This window comes from Sphingomonas cellulosilytica, from assembly GCF_052321755.1.
GTDB lineage: Bacteria > Pseudomonadota > Alphaproteobacteria > Sphingomonadales > Sphingomonadaceae > Sphingomonas.
Genome location: NZ_JBQRTT010000002.1, coordinates 424546 through 444619, shown reverse-complemented (window position 1 = coordinate 444619; position 20074 = coordinate 424546). Strand labels below are relative to the sequence as shown.

Sequence of the window (20074 nt, the reverse complement as noted above, 5' to 3'; positions counted from 1 at the left end):
TCTTCTATTATGGCGCGGTGCTGTGGGAGGCGGTCGGCTTCACCGAGGACAACGCGCTCCAGATCAACATCCTGTCGGGCGTGCTGTCGATCGGCGCCTGCCTGTTCACCATCGCCACCGTCGACCGGATCGGCCGAAAGCCGCTGCTGCTGGTCGGATCGGCCGGCATGGCGGTGACGCTGGCGGTGGTCGCCTGGGCGTTCTCGACCGCGGTCACCGCGCCGGGCGGGGCGGTGAGCCTGCCCGGGCACAACGGCCTCGTCGCGCTGGTCGCGGCCAATCTGTACGTGATCTTCTTCAACGCCAGCTGGGGCCCGGTGATGTGGGTGATGCTGGGCGAGATGTTCCCCAACCAGATCCGCGGCTCGGGCCTTGCCGTGTCGGGCTTTGCGCAGTGGATCGCCAATGCCGCCATCTCGGTCAGCTTCCCCGCGCTCGCCGTCTCGCCGGGGCTCGCCGTCACCTACTTCGGCTATGCCGCCTTCGCCGCCATCTCCTTCCTCTTCGTCCGCGCCATGGTCAACGAAACCCGCGGTCGCGAACTGGAGGATATGGCCGGATGAAGGCAACCACCCGCCGGGATCTGCTACGCTGGGGCGGCGGCGCGTCGCTGCTCGCCTTCCTGCCCGCGGCGGCGCGCAATCCTGCGCCGCTCTACAAGGACGCGCGGGCGCCGGTCGACCTGCGTGTCGCCGACCTGCTTGGGCGGATGACGCTGGAGGAAAAGGTCGCGCAGCTGATCGCCCTGTGGGGCGACAAAGCACAGGTTATGGCAGCTGGCGGGCTGGCATTCGATCCTGCGAGGGCGAGTGCGGCGTATCCGGACGGGTTCGGGCAAATTACCCGCCCGTCCGACCGGCGTGGCGGACCGCAGGTGGCGGAGGTCGCCGGCGGCAACGGCGCGCGCTGGCGCGGCACCGCATCGACCATCGCCTTCGTCAATGCGGTGCAGCGGTGGGCGCGCGAGCGGACGCGGCTGGGCATCCCCGTGCTGTTCCACGAGGAATCGCTGCACGGCTATATGGCGCCCGGCGCCACCATGTTCCCGCAGGCGATCGCCATGGCGGGCAGCTTCGACCGCGACCTGATGCGACGGGTGCAGTCGGTGATCGGGCGCGAGGTGCGCGCGCACGGCAGCGTATTGGCGCTGTCCCCGGTGGTCGATATCGCCCGCGATCCGCGCTGGGGACGCATCGAGGAAACATTCGGCGAGGATCCGTATCTGTGCGGCGAGATGGGCGTCGCCGCGGTGCACGGCCTGCAGGGGGAGAGCCATGTGCTGCAACCCGACAAGGTCTATGCGACGCTGAAGCACATGACCGGCCACGGCCAGCCGCAGGCGGGCAACAACATCGCGCCCGCCCCGATCGCCGAACGCGAGCTGCGCGAAAGCTTCTTCCCGCCGTTCCGCGCGGTCGTGGAGCGGACGCCGATCGCCGCGGTGATGCCGTCCTACAACGAGATCGACGGCGTCCCCAGCCATGCCAATCGCTGGCTGCTGGGCGACGTGCTGCGCGGCGAATGGGGCTTCGACGGCGTCATCGTCAGCGACTATGGCGCGATCGAGGAACTCGAAAAGATCCATCATGTCGCCGCCGACCTTAAGGCCGCAGCGCGCGAGGCGCTGGCCGCGGGCGTCGATTCGAACCTGCCCGACGGCATCGCCTATCGGACGCTTGCCGATCAGGTGCGCGCCGGCACCGTCGCGCAAGAGGCGGTGGACCGTGCCTGTGCACGCATCCTGACGCTGAAGTTTCGCGCCGGCCTGTTCGAGGCGCCGGCGGTGGATCGCGGCTATGCCGAGCGGATCACCGGCGATGCCGCAGCGCGCGCGCTGGCGCTGGAGGCGGCGCGCAAGTCGCTGTGCCTGCTCACCAACGACGGCACGCTGCCGCTGAAGCCGCAGGGCAGGATCGCGGTGATCGGCCCCAATGCCGCGGTCGCACGGCTGGGCGGCTATTCGGCGCCGCCAGCGCATGCGGTGACGTTGCTCGACGGCATCCGCGCGGTGGCAGGGCGCGATGCGGAGATCGTGCATGCGCAAGGCGTCTTCATCACCCAGGCAGAGGATCGGTCCGACGATGCCGTCATCTTGGTCGATCCGGCACGCAACCGCGCGCTGATCGCCGAGGCGGTGGCGCTCGCCCGCACTGCCGATGCGATCGTGCTCGCGATCGGTGACACCGAACAGACCAGCCGCGAAGGCTTCGCCAGGACGCACCTCGGCGACCGTACCGAGCTCGACCTGGTCGGTGAACAGACCGAGCTGTTCCTGGCGCTGAAGGCGCTCGGCAAGCCGGTGGTGGTCACGGCGATCAACGGTCGCCCGCCGAGCTGGCCGCGCGTCATAGCGGGCGCGAATGCGGTACTGGAATGCTGGTATGCGGGGCAGGAGGGCGGCACCGCCATCGCCGAGGCGCTGTTCGGCCGCGTCAATCCCGGTGCCAAGCTGCCGGTGACGGTGGTGCGCGACGTGGGGCAGGTGCCGCTCTACTATAACGCCAAGCCGTCGACCGGCCGCGGCTATCTGTTCGCGGAAACGGCGCCGCTGTTCCCGTTCGGCCACGGCCTATCCTACACGCGCTTCACCATCGCCACGCCGCGTCTGTCCAGCACCCGGATCGGCAGCGCCGGTACGGTCATCGTCGAGACGGAGGCGACCAACACGGGCGCGGTGGCGGGGGATGAGGTGGTGCAGCTGTACGTTCATGACCGCGTCGCCAGCGTCACCCGCCCGTTACGCGAATTGAAGGGGTTCGAGCGCGTCACGCTGGCACCCGGCGAGACGCGTACCGTCCGGTTCACGTTGGGACCGGAGGCGTTCCGGTTCCTCGACCTCGCCATGCGCGAAGTGGTGGAGCCGGGCATGTTCGACATTTCCGTCGGTCCCAATTCGGTGGACTTGCAGACGGTGGCGCTGGAGATCGTCTGACGGTCGGGCGGCAGGTCCGGCTGCGCGCATCCGGTCGAAGCCGCTGGCATGCGCTTCGCCGCGTTCCGGTTTGACGTGGCTCCCCCTCCGGTGGCAGGGAGCGCGCCGACCAGCGTATCGGTAACGGAGTACGGCCGTGGGCATGAATTTCGACAATGCGGCCCGGCTCCTGGAGGCGCACCGGCTCGTCGCGCTCGCGCTCGACCTGGTGGTGAGCGCCGACGAGACACTGGCCGCCGCCGAGCTGGAGCAGGCGCTGGATACGCTCGCCCGCCGGGTCGGCGATGCCCCGCTCAGTTCGGGCGGAACCAGCTGGCGCTCGTCTGCGACTCAATAAGCGCCTGACACGATTCGGCCATCATGCGGAAACCGGCGTCGGTCAGCACGACGTCACCGCCGCGCACCTCCATCAGATCGCGCTGGACGAAGACGTCGATCCAGCGGCGCGTCACGGCGGCGGCGATCGGCACCGCCTCTACCAGCGCACCATAGGATAGCGTCTGTGCCTCCGCGACGAACAGCGCGAACAGGATGTCGAGCGAGGGGCAGTGCACGAAATCGCCCGGCATCGTGCCGCGTAGCGCCTGCCGCGCGGCGATCGCGCCCCGTGCGGCGTCGCGCAATTGCTGCAACATCGCCGGAGATCGCGTCACCATCGACTTCGCCCAGAAGTCCACCACGCGTTCGTCTGCCATGGTCTCTCCCCTGTTTGCCGGCCCCTGATGCCGGCTTTCACTCGTGATTCTGGCCGTCGGCCCGGTCTTGCCCTCGATCAATCTAACCAACAATAGCGATGTTTGCCAACGGCTTGGCGAAATTTCCGATCCATGACAGCCGCCGAAAAATTGATCGATGTTTGCGCGGCGGCGGCTGTTGCGGGTAGCGGCTTCCGCAGGGATCGTATCGCGGGGCGCGAACGGATGGAGCGACGATGATCGACACAGTGGCGCCGACGATCGACCGGCGCGGATTGCTGCGCGCGGCGGCGCGTGCCGGCGGGGGCGCGGCGCTGGCGCTGCGCGCGCCGGCGTGGGCGCAGGGCGTGTCGCCCGGCCTGCCGCGCGACCTCCCGATCGTATCGGGCGACGCCATCACGCTCCATATCGCGCGCACCACCATGCAGGTCGACGGCAAGCGCACGCGGGCGATCGGGATCAACGGTTCGGCACCGGGGCCGCTCATCCGTCTGCGCGAAGGGCAGGACGTACGCATCCGCGTCGTCAACGGTCTCGACACCGACACATCGCTGCACTGGCATGGCCTGCTCGTGCCCTTCCAATATGACGGCGTGCCGGGGGTGTCCTTTCCCGGCATCCGCGCCGGCGAGACGTTCGAATACCGTTTCCGCGTCGCGCAGAGCGGCACCTATTGGTACCACAGCCATTCGGGCGGGCAGGAGCAGGAGGGGCTGTACGGCCCGATCGTGATCGACCCTGCGGCCGGCGATCCCGACCGGGCCGATCGCGAGCATGTCGTCATTCTGTCCGATCACAGCAGCGAGAGCGCGGAGGCGATCTTCCGCCGGATGAAGCTGCAGCCGGGCTATTACAACTTCCAGCGGCAGACGCTGGCCGGGCTCCTCGCCGGACGCGACCAGCGGCTCGGCGAACGGCTGCACTGGGGCGCGATGCGGATGGACCCGGCGGATATCGCCGACGGCACGGCCGCGACCTACAGCTATCTCGTCAACGGCCATGGGCCGAAGGACAATTGGACCGCGCTGTTCGCGCCGGGCGAGCGGGTGCGGCTGCGCGTCGTCAACGCCTCGGCGATGACGACCTTCAACGTGCGGATCCCGGGCCTGACGATGACGATCGTCGCGGCGGACGGGCTGCCGGTGAAGCCGGTGACGGTGGACGAATTCCAGATCGGCGTCGCGGAAACCTATGACGTCGTCGTTACGCCCCAGCAGGCGCGCGGCTATACGCTGGTCGGCGAGAGCGTCGACCGATCCGGCATGGCGCGCGCGACGCTGGCACCGCAGAGGGGCATGGCGGCCGCGGTGCCGCCGCTGCGCCCGCGCCCGCTCGCGACGATGACCGACATGGGCATGGGCGCGGGCATGAGCGGGGGCATGGCCGGCATGGATCACGGCGCGATGGACCACGCCGCGATGGGCCACGACATGCCCGGCATGGATCATGGCGCGATGGCGATGCGCGACTTTTCCAAGGCGCCGGGCGTGCGCAAGGGGCCGGGCGTGCAGACGATCTCTCCCATGCCGATCGATCGGACCGGCTATCCGGGGCAGGGGCTGGAGGATGTCGGCCACCGCGTGCTGACCTATCGCGACCTCGTCGCGCGCACCCGCAATCCCGACGTGCGGGCGCCCGGCCGCCAGATCGACGTCCACCTGACCGGCAACATGGAACGGTTCATGTGGTCGTTCGACGGGGCCAAGATGTCCGACACGCACGTGCCGTTCGCCTTTACCGAGGGCGAGCGGGTGCGCGTGCGCCTGGTCAACGACACGATGATGGCGCATCCCATCCACCTGCACGGCCATTTCTTCGAACTGGTGACCGGCCATGGCGCCTATGCGCCGCGCAAGCATACCGTCATCGTCCAGCCGGGCGGCACGGTCAGCTTCGACCTCACCGCCGATGCGGTCGGCGATTGGGCGTTCCACTGCCACATGCTCTATCACATGCTGGCGGGCATGATGCGGGTGGTGAGCGTGCGGCCCGCCGGGGATGCGGCATGATCGCACTTGCCGCACTGCTGCTGCTCGCCGGGCAGGATCACGCGATGCATGGCATGCCGGGCATGACGATGCCGATGCCCGCCGCCAAGCCACAGGCGAAACCGCGGCCGGCGGCGAAGCCCCGACGCAAGGCTGCGCCCTCACGCACGGCGCCGGCCCGACCGGCTGCCAAAGTCGCCCCGGCGATGGATCACGGCGCGATGGACCATTCGACCATGAACCATTCGCACATGAACCATAACGCCATGGATCACGCCGCGATGGGGCATGGCGACGCCGCGCCACCGCCGGCCGAGGCGCTCGGCACCGATCTGCCGCCGGGCGATGCACCGTCGCCGCCCGTGCCGGAGCCGCATATGGCCGATCGTTTCTGGGATCCCGCGGCGATGGCGCGGGGCCGTGCGATCATGATGGGGCGTGACGGCGGCGGGCGCCGCTTCGCGCAGGTGATGGTCAACATCGCCGAATATGCCGTGCGCGACGGGCGAGACGGCTATCGCTGGGACGGCGAGGCGTGGCTGGGCGGCGATATCGACCGGCTGGTGGTGAAGAGCGAGGGCGAAGGCGACGTCCGCGGCGCGCTCGGATCGGCGGAGGTGCGGGCGCTCTACAGCCATGCGATCGGGCCGTACTTCAATCTGCAAGGCGGCGTCCGGCGGGATATCCGGCCGACTCCGGCACGCACCTATGCGACGGTCGGCATCGCCGGCCTCGCACCCTATTGGTTCGAGGTGGAGGCTGCCGCCTTCGTCTCCACGCATGGCGAGGTGTCGGCGCGGCTGGAGGGCTATTACGACCAGCGGCTCACCCAGCGGCTGATCCTGCAACCGCGCGCCGAACTCAACCTGTCGGCGCAGCGGGTGCGGGCGACCGGCCTCGGCAGCGGCCTTACCTCCGCCGACCTGGGCCTGCGCCTGCGCTACGAGATCCGGCGTGAATTCGCGCCCTACGTCGCGGTGACGTGGGAGCGGCGGCTGGGCGACACCGCACGCATGGCGCGCGCTCAGGGGCAGGACACGGGCGGGCCGGCGCTGGCGCTCGGTATCCGCGGCTGGTTCTGACCGCGGCCGGGTCGTCAGCGAGCTCACGCGGAGGCGCGGAGGCGCGGAGGCGTCGCGTCTGCCGCGCATGCAGCCCTCCGTCTACGGCCGCTTGTTGATCGAATAGCGCTGCCGCGTGCGAGACATCTCCGCGCCTCCGCGCCTCCGCGTGAACCATGCATTCAATAAGCTAAGCGACCTCGTACCACACCGGTCCGGCAGCGAAGATCGACGGCGCGCTCGCCACAGGTGCATCGGCGAAGCGGATCGTCGCGTCCGGCACGTCCGTCCCGCGGATCAGCACCGCGACGCGCAGGCGGCGGTCGCCCGCGCTGCGGGTGAAGGCGAGGATGCGGTCGCTGCCCTCGACGCCGGCGGGCGCATAGTCGCCATCGGCGAACAGCGCCGGATCGGCGCGGCGCAGCGCCAGCAGGTCGGCGATCAGGCGGAACTTGGCGGGCGCCGTGTCGCTGCCCAGCGCCGCTTCGCGCGCGGGGTAGTCGACGGCGCGGCGGTTGTCCGGATCGACCAGCGTCAGGTCGGCGAACTCCGTGCCCTGATACAGGTCCGGCACGCCCGGCAGCGTATAGCGCAGCGCCGTCTGCACCAGCGTGTTCGCCGCTGCCACCGGCGCGAGGTCCGCGACGAAGGCGCCGACCTCAGCCACGAACCGCGCATCGCCGAGCCAGGCTTCGGCCAGCGCAGCCGCCGCCTGCTCGTAATCCTCGTCCGGCGCCTCCCATGACGAGCGCAGCTTCGCCTCGCGCAGCGCCTTCTGCTGCCACGCCTTCACCCGCTCGACGAAGTCGGGGGTGACGCCGCTTTCCGGCCAGGCGCCGACGATCGTCTGGAGCAGCATGTAGCGGTCGCCGCCATCGACATCATGGCCCCAGCCCCAGGACAGTGCGTCCCACGCCTCGACGCGCGCAGCCCACGCCTCCGGCATCGTGCTGATCGCCGCGAGCCGGGCGCGCACGTCCTCGCCGCGCTTGTGGTCGTGGGTGGCGGTGGTCAGCATCGCATGCGGCACGTCGCGCGCACGCTCGACCATCAGCCGGTGGAAATCGTCGACCGGCAGGCCGAGGATCGTCGCGTCGAAGCCGACGTCGTTGCGCGACAGCAGCCGGCCGGAGCGGTAGAAGGCGGTGTCCTCCACCGCCTTGGCCGCGATCGGTGCGGACAGCTGCTGGAAACGGCGCACGGCGTCGGCGGCATCGCCCGGTCCTTCGCCGGCGAGCCAGGCGAGGATGCGGTCGACGACATGCGCCTCGCCCGGCGGCACCAGCCAGGCGACGCGCTCACGCACGCTGCCGCGGATCGCCGCATCCTGCGCAGGGGCGGCATCGCCGGTGCCATAGGTGCGATAGACGGGGAACACCCACAGCAGCCGCTCGATCGCGCGGCGCAGCATCGCCGGCGTCACCGCCTCATCCGTGTTGAGCGCCACGAATGCGGCGACGCAGCCGTCGAGCTGGCCGGCGAACTGCCACGCCAGCAGGTCCTGCCGCGCCTCGAATTCCTCCGTCTCGAAACTCTGGTAGCGGCCGCTGACGTCCTGCCACAGCTCCTCCAGCGGCAGCGCGCCGAGCGGATCGTGGATCAGCGTCGCCACCTGTTCCATGAAGTCGTAGCCGCTGGTGCCGTCGACACCCCAGCCGACCGGCTGGCCTTCGCCGGCGCCCAGGATCTTCTCGATGACGATCCACGCGTCGGGACCGAGCCGTTCGCGCAACCGCCGGCAATAGCCGATCGGGTCGGTCAGGCCGTCGACGTGGTCGATGCGGACGCCCTGGATCAATCCTTCGTCGTACAGCCGGAAATACAGCGCATGCGTCGCCTCGAACACCGCCGGATCCTCGATCCGCACCCCGGCGAGATCGTTGACGGTGAAGAAACGGCGCCAGTTGAGCAGGTCGTTGGCGACGCGCCAGCTGGCGAGGCGATAATGCTGCCGGTCGAGCAGCGCCGCCAGATCGTCGGTAGCCCCGCGATCCTCCAGTCGGATCGGGAAGCGGTGTTCGCCATAGGCGACGATCTGGTCGCCCTCGACCGTTATGTCGCCATTGGCGAGCGTCGCCGCCAGCGTGTCGCCCAGCACGGGGAGCAGGATCGGCCGGCTCCAGTCGATATCGAACACGCGCGCATGCTCGCTCGCTCGTCCCTGCGCGAGCACGTCGTTCCACCAGGCGTTGCCGCCGCCGGCGACGCCCATGTGGTTGGGGACGATATCGATGACGACGCCCAGCCCGCGCGCCTGTAATGCGGCGACGAGGCTGCGGAAGCCGTCCTCGCCGCCCAGTTCGGGGTTGATCCGCGTCGGATCGATCACGTCATAACCGTGCATCGATCCCGCCGCCGCGACGGTGATCGGCGAGGCGTAGAGGTGGCTGATCCCCAATCGGTCGAGGTAGGGCACCAGCGCCTCGGCATCGGCGAAGGTGAAGCCCTTGTGGAACTGCATCCGGTAGGTGGCGCGCGGGATCATGCGGGGCTTTCCGTGGAGAGGATGGCGGTGCGGCGTGCGACCTCGGGCCGGGTGAGCAGGCCCACGGTGGTGTCGGGCATGCGGCGGCGCCAGTTGGGATGTTCGTCGGTGGTGCCGGGCAGGTTGGGCTGTTCCTCCAGCCCGACCAGATCCTCCAGCGGCACGATGGTGAGCGGGCAGGGCGCCTGCGCGACGAAGCGGAGTGCGGCATCGATCGCCGGGGCGGCGTCATTGGGCAGCGGGCCGGTGGCGGCGACCGCGGCCTCGCATGCGGTCCACAGCGCCTTCTTCTCGCCGATGCGGCGCAGGCGCTCGGCGGGTTCGTCGCCGCTGCTGCGCTTCAGCTTGTGGTTCCAGGTAATGTCGCGCCCCGTCCACCAGCCGGCGAGCGTGGCGGTGTCGTGCGTCCCGGTCATCGCCACCGCCTGCGCGTCCCACTCGCGCGCCGGCGTGAAGCCCGCCTCGTCGCGCTCGAACGGCAGCACGCGCATGCCCAGCATGCCCTTTGCCGCCATCGTGTCGCGGAAACCGGGCGGCACGGTGCCGAGGTCCTCGCCGATCACGATCGCGCCGGCACGGTGCGATTCGAGCGCGAGGATGCGGAGCAGGTCGTCGAACGGCATCGACAGATAGGCGCCGTCGCTGGCCTTGCCGCCTTCGGGGATCACCCACAGCCGCTTGAGGCCCAGCGCGTGATCGATGCGGAGGCCGCCGGCATGGCACAGGCTGGCCCGCACCGTGCGGATAAAGGCGTCGAATCCGGTGCGGCGCAGTGCGAAGGGTGACAGCGCGGTGATCCCCCAATTCTGGCCCAATGGCCCCAAGGGGTCGGGCGGCGCACCGATCGACAGGCCGGTGAGCAGGTCGCCGCGCCGGCTCCACGCATGGCTGCCGCCCGCATCCATGCCGACGGCGAGGTCGGCGATCAGCCCGATCCGCATGCCTGCATCGCGCGCCGCGGTGTGCGCGGCGGCAAGGCTATCCTCGGCCAGCCATTGCAGGAAGGCGTAGAAGGCGACCTCCGTCGCACGATCGGCGACGAAGCGCTCGACCGCGGGAGCGGCGGGGTCGTGGAAGGCGGCGGGCCAGTCCTGCCATCCCGATACGCCGAAATGCGCGTGGAGCGCATCGTAGCGGGCATGCTCCTCCCAATCGGGCCGCTCCGCGCGCGCCGCCTCGAAGCGCCGACGCAGCGTGTCGGGCGCGGAATCGAAGGCGGCACGCAACGCGGCGAGGCGGGCGGGCAGCGCCTGTTGCCAGTCGATCAGCGCCCCGCCGTCCGCTTGCGGCTGCGTGATCCCGGCCCGCGCCGGGTCGGCGAGCAGCGCATGATGGAACAGCCGGCTCGACGGCGCATACGGGCTGAACCGCGTGGGATCGTCGGGGAACAAGGCGTGCGTGGGGCTGATGGCCAGCGCATCGGCCCCCGCCGCGGCAAAGGCACGCACCGCCTCGGCCAGCGTGCCGAGATCGCCATAGGGGCCGGGCGTCGCGCCGCGCAGGGCCGGGATCTGGACCGCCGGCCCCCAGCAATGCCCCGCCGGCGGTGCGACGCAGCGCGCGGGCGCGATGGCGAGGGCGATGGTGGCGCCGCCGGTGTCCAGCCGGTGATAGCCGGGCATGGCGATGGCGGGAATCGATCCATCCGCGGCGATCGTCACCGCGCGGCGGGTGCCGTCCTCCAGCACCAGTTCGGCTGCGCCCGCCGCCGCGCCGGTCGGGATCGCCATGCCGACATCGGCGGTGACGAACGCCTGCCCGCCGGTACGCGTATCCAGCGTATCGAGGATCGCCCGCAGCACCGCGTCGGCGACGCGATGCCGCTTGCCGTCGGCGTCCTCCCACTCGGCCTGCAGTCCTGCCGCTGCTGCATCGCGTGCGAGATCACTCATGCGGCAGGCACCTGCGCGCCAGTGCACCCCAACCCATCCGTTCGCCCCGAGCCTGTCGAAGGGCACGCTGCCGCGAGCGCATCACTCGTGGAGAGCCGCCCTTCGACAGGCTCAGGGCGAACGCGAGCGGCGTCGTGTACGTCGCCGACGTGGGAGCCGAGAGGTTCGCGCGAAGCCGCGAAGACGCGAAGGACGACATCTTCGCGTCTTCGCGTCTTCGCGTGAACCTCTATCCTGCGACGGAGACAGGCACCGCCGCCGGCAGCGGGTACGGCATCGCCGCGTCCTGCGCGCCTCCGCGCGACCATCATCGTCCCAGCCATGCCCGGAAGCGCTCGCCCTCGGTGTGCAGCACCTCGCCATCAAACGTGGGCAATGCGGCAGGTTCCGCACCGAGATCGATCGCGATCGTCAAAACGCTGCCATCGCCAAGCCGCCAACGCGCGGTAACCGCCGCGTCGCCGGTCGCCTCCGCGCCGAGTGCCGTGGCGCCCGCAAGATGCGGCACGATCGCCGTCTGCCGCAACGCGATCAGGTCGCGATACAGCGCACGCCACGCCGCCGCATCGGGGCCGGGCTGCGGGCGGCTCGCTTCGAAGGTCGCCAGTGCGTTGGGATCGGGGATGCGTTCGCGCGCCGCCGGATCGGCGAAGGCGTCGAACTTGGCGAATTCCTTGCGCCGGCCCTCGCGCACCGCGTCGGCGAGTGCGTCGTGGAAATCGGTGAAGAACAGGAACGGCGTCTCGCTGCCGTCGACGTCGCCCATGAACAGCAGCGGGATCTGCGGGCAGAGCAGCAGCAGCGCCGTCGCCGCGCGCAGCGACTCGCGATCGGTCAATTGGGTCAGCCGCTCGCCCAGTGCCCGATTGCCGATCTGGTCGTGATTCTGGAGGAAGGACACGAAGCGCGTCGGCGGCAGGTGGCCGCTCGGCTTGCCGCGTGGCTTGCCGTCGTGGTTGGGCGAGCCCTCGCCCTGATAGATGAAGCCTTCCGCCAGGCAGCGCGCCAGCCGCTCGGCGGGACGTTCGGCGAAGTCGCCGTAATAGGCGCTGGTTTCGCCGGTCAGCAGGACGTGCAGCACGTTGTGGAAATCGTCGTTCCACTGCGCGTCATAGCCGCCCTCGTCTCTGTCCGCTCGCAGGCGCTCCGCGTCGTTCTCCTCGTTTTCGAGGACGAGGTGAACGTGGCGATCGGGCAGGCGCTCGCGGATCTCCGCGGCCATCGTGTCGAGGAAATCGGGGTTGGCGATGGCGTGCACCGCGTCGAAGCGCAGGCCGTCGATGCGATACTCGTCGAGCCACATCAGCGCATTGTCGACGAAGAAGCGCTGCACGGCCGGGCGCTCCACCGCGACCGCGCCGCCCCAGGGGGTATGCACCTCGGCATCGAAGAAGCCCGCGGCATAGGCGCCGAGGTAATTCCCGTCGGGGCCGAAGTGGTTGTAGACGACATCGAGGAACACCGACACGCCGAAGCCGTGCGCGGCATCGACCAGCGCCTTGAGGTCGGCGGGCGAGCCATAGGCCTCCGCCGGCGCATAGGGGAGGACGCCGTCATACCCCCAGTTGCGCGTGCCGCCGAAGGCATTGACCGGCATCAGCTCGATGGCGGTCACACCGAGCGCGGCGAGGCTCGCCAGTTGGTCGATGACCCCGCGGAACCCGCCGCACAGACCGGCATGGAGTTCGACCAGCACCGTCTCCTCCCAGGGCCGGCCACGCCAGTCGTCGGTCGTCCATGGATAGGCGGGGTCGATCACCAGGCTCCAGCCATGTACGCCGCCCGATTGCGCACGCGACGCAGGGTCGGGGACGGCGAGGTCGCCGATGCGGAAGCGGTAGCGCGTACCGGCCGGCGCGTCGGTGGCGAGGACGAACCAGCCCTCGTCCGCAGCCGTCATCGGCTGCGGCGCGGCGCCGTCGATCTCCAGCAGCACCGCGTCGCGATCGGGCGCCCAGAGCGCGAACCGCGTGCGTCCGTCGTCCAGCAGGCGAGCGCCCCAGGCCTGCGTCATGCCGCCGCATCCTCCGTGGCATCCACGGTCCACGTCACCAGCACCGCGCCCTGCGGCGACACCTCATAGCTGTCCTCGATGCCGATCTCGCCCTGTTCGGGCTTGGCGCTGTCGATCAGCACCGTCCGGCCGGCATGCGGCGGCGGCAGGTGGAAGGTCACCGGATCCGGCGATCCGTTGAGCAGCAGCGACACCGCCTCCACTTCGCCCGCGGCGTTGCGGCTGGCGCGGCGCATCATCAGCGCGCGGCCTTCCGGGTTCTGCCAGTCCTCGGGCGACAGCTGCTGACCGCGCTCGTCCCACCATTCGATGTCGTTGATGCCCTGGCCCGGCGAATCCTGGCCGTAGAGGAAGGTCGCGGCGCGCAGCACCGGATAGCGGCGGCGCAGGTCGGTGAGCCGCGCGACGTAATCGATCTGGCGCTGCCCCTCCGGGCTGGCCGCGGCCTCCCAGTCGAGCCAGCTGATCGCATTGTCCTGGCAATACGCGTTGTTGTTGCCGCCCTGCGTGCGGCCGAACTCGTCGCCCGCCACCAGCATCGGCGTGCCGAGCGAGGCGAGCAACGTCGTCAGCATGGAACGTTGCACCCGCCCGCGCGCATCGTTGATCGCGGGATCGTCGGTCGGCCCCTCATGGCCCCAGTTGCGCGAATGGTTGTTGTCGTGGCCGTCGCGATTGTCCTCGCCGTTCGCCTCGTTGTGCCGCTCCTCGTAGGCGACGGTATCGGCGAGGGTGAAGCCATCGTGTGCCGACAGCAGGTTGATGCTCGCCCACGGCCGCCGCGCGCGCCGGTCGAACAGGTCGCCCGATCCCGACAGGCGTGCGGCAAGGTCGGCGCGCTGCCCGGCATCGCCGCGCCAGAACTGGCGCACGGTGTCGCGGTACTTGTCGTTCCATTCGGCGAAGCCCGGCGGGAAGTTGCCGAGCTGGTAGCCGCCCGGCCCCACGTCCCACGGCTCCGCCATCAGCTTGAGGCGGCCGAGCACCGGATCCTGCCGCACCACGTCGAAGAAGGCCGCGCCGGGATCGAACCCCGTCTCCTCGCGCCCCAGCGTCAGGCCGAGGTCGAAGCGGAAGCCGTCGATGCCGAAGCTGGTCGCCCAATAGCGCAGCGAATCGGTCACCATCTGGATGACCCGCGCCTTGCTGAGGTTCAGCGTATTGCCGGTGCCGGTGTCGTTGATCGAATAGCGCGGGCTATCCTTGACCAACCGGTAGTAGCTCGCATTGTCGAGCCCGCGCCACGATAGCGTCGGCCCCTTTTCGCTACCCTCGCAGGTGTGATTGTAGACGACGTCCAGGATCACCTCGATCCCCGCCTTGTGCAGGCGGTGGACGGCGCGGCGCAGTTCGTCCTGGCTGTCGGAGGACATATAGGCCTGTTCGGGCGCGAAGAAGCCGAGCGTGTTGTAGCCCCAATAATTCTTCAGCCCCTTTTCCTGCAGGAACCGGTCCTGCGTGAAGCTCTGGATCGGCAGCAGTTCCAGCGCGGTGACGCCGATCCGCTTGAGATGCGCGATCACCGCCGGATGGCCGAGGCCCGCATACGTGCCCCGCTCCCGCGGCGGCACCAGCTCCATCAGCTTGGTCAGCCCCTTGACGTGCGCCTCGTAGATGACGGTTTCCGACCAGGGCGTGTTGGGTTTGGTATCGCGCGACCAGTCCCAATGGTCGTCGACCACCACCGCCTTGGGCATCGCCGGCGCGCTGTCGCGCTTGTCGAAGCTCAGGTCTTCGCGTGCGTGGCCGACCTTGTAGCCGTGCAGCGCGTCGGTCCACTTGATCTGGCCGGCGAGCCGCCTCGCATAGGGGTCGAGCAGCAGCTTGTTGGGATTGAAGCGGTGGCCGTTCTCGGGCTCGTAGCGGCCGTGCGCGCGATAGCCGTAGAGCAGCCCCGGCGCGGCATCGGGCAGATAGCCGTGCCACACCTCGTCGGTGCATTCGGGCAGGGTGATGCGCTGCATCTCGCGCTTGCCGGACGGGTCGAACAGGCACAGCTCGATGCGGTCGGCATTGGCGGAATAGACCGCGAAATTGACGCCCAGTCCATCGAACGTCGCGCCGAGCGGATAGGGCGAGCCCGGCTCGAGCCGGTCGGGCAAGGTGTGCAAGCGGATGGCCCCCATTGGATCGTTGAGGCCGTGTAACGCGGGTGCAGCATGGAAGGTCCCGACCCGCGCCGGACAAAAGGTCCGGCGCGGCCGGTGCGGTCGAGGGTCAGCGCTTGGGCAGCGGATCCACGCCGTCGGCGCGCCAGTCGTTCAGGCGCTTGCAGACGCGCAGCGGGATGCGCGAGCCGGTGACGTCGTCGACGATGCAGACGCGCGGGTTGCGGCTGACCCGGCTGGCCTGTGCCGTGGCCGCGGGAGCGGGAGCGGGGGCGGGCGTCTCGCTGGCGGTCGGCGTGGCGGTCGAGAGGATGGCGGCGGCGATGGTGATGAGCATGGACGTTCTCCCTGGCGAGCAGCCCGTCTTGGCTGCACGTGTAGCAGTGCATTATGCATGCCAAACACCTCGCATGAGGGAAATCAGGGACTTAGTCGTTCCACACCCGTGATGATGCGCCAGAAGTTGGCGTTTGGCGCCGATCGTCAGCCATTCCGCGCCGGCTTGCTGAGGAAGCGCGACCCGATCAGGCAGAACCGCCATGGCGTGTCGATTGCGCGGGTGATGCCGATCCGCGGCCCCGCGTGGATCGGCAGCGGGGTAGGGGCGCCCTCCAGACGAAACGGCGGCCGAGCGAGCGGCGCTCCGTCCAGTGCGATATCCACGCCGAGCGCCTGGCACAGCCGCCCCGGCCCGGCGCACAGCAGGCGCGGATCGGCCAGTCCGCGGCGGCCGATCATCGCGTCCAGCCCGTGCGTCGGTTCCAGCGCCCGGATCAGCACCGCGCTGCCCGGTCGGCAGACCAGGTTGAGGCACCAGTGGATGCCGTAGCTGCGATAGACGTAGGCGTGTCCGGCCGGCCCGAACATCGCCGCATTGCGCGGCGTCGGCCCGCGCGCGCTGTGCGAGGCGGGATCGGCCGGGTCATAGGCCTCCGTCTCGACGATCGTGCCGCCGACGCCGTCGACCAGCAGGGTGACGCCGATCAGGTCGCGCGCCACCGTCGCCACGTCGCGATCGAAGAATGAGGGGGCGAAGAATGAGGGGGCGAAGGACGAGGGCGGCAGCATAAGCGTGACGCTCAACGCCCCACCGCGCGCCGCTATCCCGCCCAGCCGTGATCGTTCGCCCAGGCGACGAACAGGTCCTGCCACGGCACCGGCCGGCCGTCCTTGTGCGCCGCGGGCGGGCCATGACCGCCGCGTTCGAAGATCATCAGTTCGGTCGGCACCTTGGCGGCGTGCAGCGCCTCCCACATCAGCACCGCGTTGCGCGGCGGCACCACCGGATCGTCGGCATTGGCGGCGACGAAGGTCGGCGGCATGTCGGCGGGCAGGTCGATCTGCGCGGCATAGCGACGCTGCCAGGCCGGATCGTCGGCATGATCGCCGAGCAGTTCGCGGCGCGACTGCGCATGGACGCCGTCGTCGAACATGGTGATGACGGGAAAGAAGAGGCCGGCGACATCCGGGCGCGCCGACAGCCGATCGGCGGCATCCACGGCGTCGTAGACCGGCGTCCCGGCCCGCGCGGCGAGCCGCGCGGCGACGTGTCCGCCCGCCGAAAAGCCGGTCGCCGCCACCCGCGCCGGATCGACCTGCCAGCGGGTGCCGGCACCGGCGCGGATCACCCGCATCGCGCGCTGCGCATCCTGCAACGCTACGTCGGGGCCTGCGGCCCAGCCGTCGTGCGGCAGGCGATAAAGCATCTCGAACGCGGTCACGCCGCGTGCCGCGAAATCGCGGGCGATGCCGCCGCCGGTGCGGCCGACGGCGACGCGTGCATAGCCGCCGCCCGGACAGATCAGCACCGCCGCCCCGTTGGGCCTGGCCGGCCGGACCACGGTGAGCATCGGCGTCCCGACGTGCGGCCAGGCGATATCGTCCGGCCCGCCGGTCGGCGACCGCTTGACCCATTGGTCGGCGATGCTGCGGCCTTCGCCACCCGGCGGCGCCTTGGGCCAGAGCGGGAAGCGCTCCACCGCGGAAGGCTGCGTTTGTGCCGTAGCGGGCAGGGGCAGCATCGCGGCAAGGCTGCCGGCGATCAGGGTGCGGCGTGTCGTCATCTCAATTCCCGTCCGGACGCGTCGCGTCGCGCGTCATGCTGGCAGCGAGGCGAAGGCGCGCCGGATCGGGCGGCCGGTGCGGATCGAAGGGCGTCAGGTCGCCGCGCAGATGCGTACCGACGGGCAGGGCGGCGAGCCCCTGCGCCACCGCCCGCGCCAGCACCCAGGCGCCGTAATTGTCGTGGTGCGTCGCGTCCTTGCCGCCGTCGTTGAAGGCGAGCGGCGCGCGAGCCGGTCCCAGGGCCTCGTAGAAGGCGATGCTGGCGGCGTTGAGGTCGATCACCGGCACGCCCGCTTCGGCGCCGACCGCGCGCACCGCGGCGGCATAATCGCCGAGCGTCGGCTTGATCCGGTCGCCGCTCCACATCCGCCGCTCGGGCGAGGTGACGAGGATCGGGGTGACCCCGCGGCGGCGGAACTCTCCGATCCATGCGCGCAGATAGTCGCGATACGTCGTCTCGGCCGCGGCATAGGTTTGCGGCCACTGCGCCTTCTGATCGTTGTGGCCGAACTGGATCAGCGCGACATCGCCCGCCTTCACCGATTCGAGCACCTTGGCGAAGCGCAGCTCGGACATGAACGATTTCAGCGTCTCGCCCGATTCGGCATGGTTGGCGACCGCGATGTCGGGCTTGAAGAACACCGGCAGCATCTGCCCCCAACTCGCCGCGGGTTCGGCAGGCTGGTCGGTGACGGTCGAATCGCCGAGCAGGAACAGCGTCGGCACCGTCACCGGCTCGACTGCGATCTGCGTCACGCCGGGATGCTCGCCGAGGATCTCCAGGCTCAGCCGGTCGTCCCAGTTGAGCGAATCCCGCTCCCGCGGCTTGAGCAGCACTGCGGTGCCGCCGGGTGCATTGGCCGGCGGCGGCGTCAGCGCGGAATCGCGGACGTTGACGACGAAGCTGCGGGTGACGCTGCGTCCGGCGGGGACGGCGACGGCGTCGAGCATCAGCCGGCGCGACTCCGCCTTGATCGTGGTGACGGTGGCGGCATGCGGCAGCCCGAGCGTGACGGTGACGCGATAATTGCCCGGCGTGGCGGGAACGGAGAAGACGCCGGGGGACGTGAAGGACTTCGTCACTCCGGACGCGTTCCGGTGTCCACCGTTCCGCGCGGCCATCGGCTGCGACACCTGCGGCGCGGTCGACGCCGGAACAGGTCCGGGGTGACGGACGGGCGTGGCGTGCGCGCCGGACGCCATTATCAGCGCCACTATCCCGATCAGCCGCACGACGGCCCGCCCGCCGGCGTCGTCCGCGTCAGCGCGGGCACGTGCGGGGTGATCCGCTTCGCGATCGGCAACCGCGTCGCCTTCAGCCCTACCGCGACCAGATCGGCAACCCGGCGCGCCCCCAATTCGCTGAAATGCGTATCGTCGGACACGCCATTGGGATAACCCGGCGCACCGGCCGCGCCTTCGTAATGCAGGTAATAGGCCTTGGCCGCGTCCGGCCCCGCCGCCTGTACCCAGGCCTGCGATGCCTTGCCGAGGTCGATCAGCGGCGTGCGCGTGCTGCGCGCGACCTCTCGCGCCGCGTCGGCATAGGTCGGAAAGCTCGGCTGCTCGACACCGTCCTTGAAGTCCCGGCGGGCGACCGGGGTCAGGATCACCGCCTTCGCACCCGCGGCCTTGGCCACATCGAGGAAGCGCAGCAGGTTCGCCTTATACTGGTCGATCGTGGTGTAGCGTTCGGGCTTGTCGATGCTGGCGTCGTTGTGGCCGAACTGGATCAGCAGCGTATCGCCCTTGCGCAAATCCTTGGCGATGCCGTCGAGCCGCCCTTCGCGGATGAAGCTGTTGGTGCTGCGGCCGCCGATCGCGCGATTTTCGACCGTGACGCCGGGCACGGCGCAGCGCAGCATCGTGCCCCAGCCGGACTGCGGGTATTTTTCCGGCTTGTAGTCCTGCGCGGTGGAATCGCTGGCGATGAAGATGCGCGGCTGCGGATCGCTCGCTCCCGTCGCGAGCATAGCCAGAACCATCGCCAGCGCGCCGCCAAGCTTCATGCGATCTCTCCACATCCTGTTGTCGTGTTCCGCATCATGCGCGCCTCTCTCGGCAACCGCAATGGCCATAATATGGGACTGATGGCGATTATCCGGGATAGGCTTGGCAGGCTGACCCAATCCCCCTAAGCTGGACCGCAAGGCGAGAGGATGCGCAGCCACGATGAACAGCCGCACGATGCTCCTGGCGATGGCGACGGCTCCGATGCTGGTCGGGGCGGTGCCCGCACCCACGTCTCTGCGCGACTGGGTGGTGGAGGCGGAATCGCCGGACACTCGCGTGACGGTGCGTGCCGGGGTGATCGACGTCGACAGTCCCAAGGGCGTGACGCTCTGGTCGCGGCGGCCGGTGACCGCACCGGTGACGATCGCGTTCGAGGCGATGGCGGTGCAGGCCGGCGGCGCGAACGATCGGGTCAGCGATCTCAACGCCTTCTGGATGGCGAGCGATGCGGACGGCGGATCGGTGCTGGCGCATCGCCGCAGCGGCGCCTTCGCCGCCTATGACGACCTCAAGACCTATTACGTCGGGATCGGCGGCAACCGGAACAGCACGACGCGCTTCCGCCGCTACGTCGGCCAGCCCGGCAACCGGCCGTTGCTGCCGGAACATGACCTGTCGGCGCCCGACACCCTGCTCCGCCCCAACGTCTGGACGCGCATCCGCCTGATCGTCGACGGACGTCATGTCGCGGTCGAGCGCGACGGGCGGCGGCTGTTCACGCTGGCCGACGATCATCCCTACACGCGCGGCCATTGGGGGCTGCGCACCACCTGGAGCCACTTGCGCATCCGCCGGATATCGGTGACGCGCCGTTGACGGAGA

16 protein-coding genes are annotated in these 20074 nt (G+C 69.9%); 6 read left to right on the top strand and 10 right to left on the bottom strand.

From position 1 onward, the window contains the following. The 3 genes from ACTZQ5_RS05380 to ACTZQ5_RS05370 form a co-directional block, all read left to right on the top strand. On the top strand, window positions 1-563 hold a 563-nt coding region (locus tag ACTZQ5_RS05380; protein WP_443584128.1), incomplete at its 5' end, for an MFS transporter. Then, window positions 560-2932: a glycoside hydrolase family 3 N-terminal domain-containing protein gene (locus ACTZQ5_RS05375; protein WP_443584127.1), complete on the top strand. Its 2373-nt coding sequence runs from the start codon at window positions 560-562 to the stop codon at window positions 2930-2932. The genes ACTZQ5_RS05380 and ACTZQ5_RS05375, both read left to right, overlap by 4 nt. Window positions 2933-3074: 142 nt before the next feature. After that, entirely contained in the window at window positions 3075-3269 is a 195-nt protein-coding gene (locus tag ACTZQ5_RS05370) for a hypothetical protein (protein ID WP_443584126.1), read from the top strand. On the opposite strand, the gene ACTZQ5_RS05365 is transcribed toward ACTZQ5_RS05370, so the two are convergent. Beyond that, the gene (locus ACTZQ5_RS05365) at window positions 3226-3627 is read right to left on the bottom strand and encodes a hypothetical protein (RefSeq protein ID WP_443584125.1); all 402 of its coding nucleotides are present in this window, start codon (window positions 3625-3627) and stop codon (window positions 3226-3228) included. The two genes, ACTZQ5_RS05370 and ACTZQ5_RS05365, sit on opposite strands and share 44 nt — an antisense overlap. A gap of 248 nt (window positions 3628-3875) precedes the next feature. Between ACTZQ5_RS05365 and ACTZQ5_RS05360 the strand changes: the two genes are divergently transcribed. Together ACTZQ5_RS05360 and ACTZQ5_RS05355 are read left to right on the top strand one after the other, a co-directional pair. Beyond that, entirely contained in the window at window positions 3876-5636 is a 1761-nt protein-coding gene (locus tag ACTZQ5_RS05360) for a copper resistance system multicopper oxidase (protein ID WP_443584141.1), read from the top strand. Then, a complete protein-coding gene (locus ACTZQ5_RS05355; protein WP_443584124.1) occupies window positions 5633-6697 on the top strand; it encodes a copper resistance protein B in 1065 nt (354 codons plus the stop codon). The genes ACTZQ5_RS05360 and ACTZQ5_RS05355 overlap by 4 nt, the downstream gene beginning before the upstream one ends. 169 nt (window positions 6698-6866) lie before the next feature. On the opposite strand, the gene treY is transcribed toward ACTZQ5_RS05355, so the two are convergent. The 9 genes from treY to ACTZQ5_RS05310 form a co-directional block, all read right to left on the bottom strand. After that, entirely contained in the window at window positions 6867-9161 is a 2295-nt protein-coding gene (gene treY, locus ACTZQ5_RS05350) for a malto-oligosyltrehalose synthase (RefSeq protein ID WP_443584123.1), read from the bottom strand. Then, window positions 9158-11053 (bottom strand): 4-alpha-glucanotransferase, encoded by a 1896-nt coding sequence (malQ, locus tag ACTZQ5_RS05345; protein ID WP_443584122.1) that lies wholly within the window; start codon window positions 11051-11053, stop codon window positions 9158-9160. The genes treY and malQ overlap by 4 nt, the downstream gene beginning before the upstream one ends. Window positions 11054-11360: 307 nt before the next feature. Then, window positions 11361-13067, bottom strand: a complete 1707-nt coding sequence (treZ, locus tag ACTZQ5_RS05340) for a malto-oligosyltrehalose trehalohydrolase (protein ID WP_443584121.1) — start codon at window positions 13065-13067, stop codon at window positions 11361-11363. Then, window positions 13064-15178 (bottom strand): glycogen debranching protein GlgX, encoded by a 2115-nt coding sequence (glgX, locus tag ACTZQ5_RS05335; protein ID WP_443584120.1) that lies wholly within the window; start codon window positions 15176-15178, stop codon window positions 13064-13066. Before glgX ends, treZ begins: the two co-directional genes overlap by 4 nt. 106 nt (window positions 15179-15284) lie before the next feature. Beyond that, window positions 15285-15512, bottom strand: coding sequence for a hypothetical protein (locus ACTZQ5_RS05330; protein ID WP_443584119.1), 228 nt, complete (start codon window positions 15510-15512; stop codon window positions 15285-15287). 146 nt (window positions 15513-15658) lie between these two features. Further along, the gene (locus tag ACTZQ5_RS05325) at window positions 15659-16258 is read right to left on the bottom strand and encodes a DNA-3-methyladenine glycosylase (protein ID WP_443584118.1); all 600 of its coding nucleotides are present in this window, start codon (window positions 16256-16258) and stop codon (window positions 15659-15661) included. A 17-nt stretch (window positions 16259-16275) separates the two neighbouring features. Then, window positions 16276-17238 carry an alpha/beta hydrolase gene (locus ACTZQ5_RS05320; RefSeq protein ID WP_443584117.1) on the bottom strand — a complete coding sequence of 321 codons (963 nt, stop codon included), beginning with the start codon at window positions 17236-17238 and terminating at the stop codon, window positions 16276-16278. A gap of 1 nt (window position 17239) precedes the next feature. Next, the gene (locus tag ACTZQ5_RS05315; RefSeq protein WP_443584116.1) at window positions 17240-18322 is read right to left on the bottom strand and encodes a rhamnogalacturonan acetylesterase; all 1083 of its coding nucleotides are present in this window, start codon (window positions 18320-18322) and stop codon (window positions 17240-17242) included. A 140-nt stretch (window positions 18323-18462) separates the two neighbouring features. Further along, complete coding sequence (locus ACTZQ5_RS05310) at window positions 18463-19248, bottom strand: rhamnogalacturonan acetylesterase (RefSeq protein ID WP_443584115.1); 786 nt, start codon at window positions 19246-19248, stop codon at window positions 18463-18465. Between the two features lie 163 nt (window positions 19249-19411). Between ACTZQ5_RS05310 and ACTZQ5_RS05305 the strand changes: the two genes are divergently transcribed. Further along, on the top strand, window positions 19412-20068 hold the full coding sequence (locus tag ACTZQ5_RS05305) for a DUF6250 domain-containing protein (protein WP_443584114.1): 657 nt from the start codon (window positions 19412-19414) through the stop codon (window positions 20066-20068). Window positions 20069-20074 lie beyond the last annotated feature (6 nt).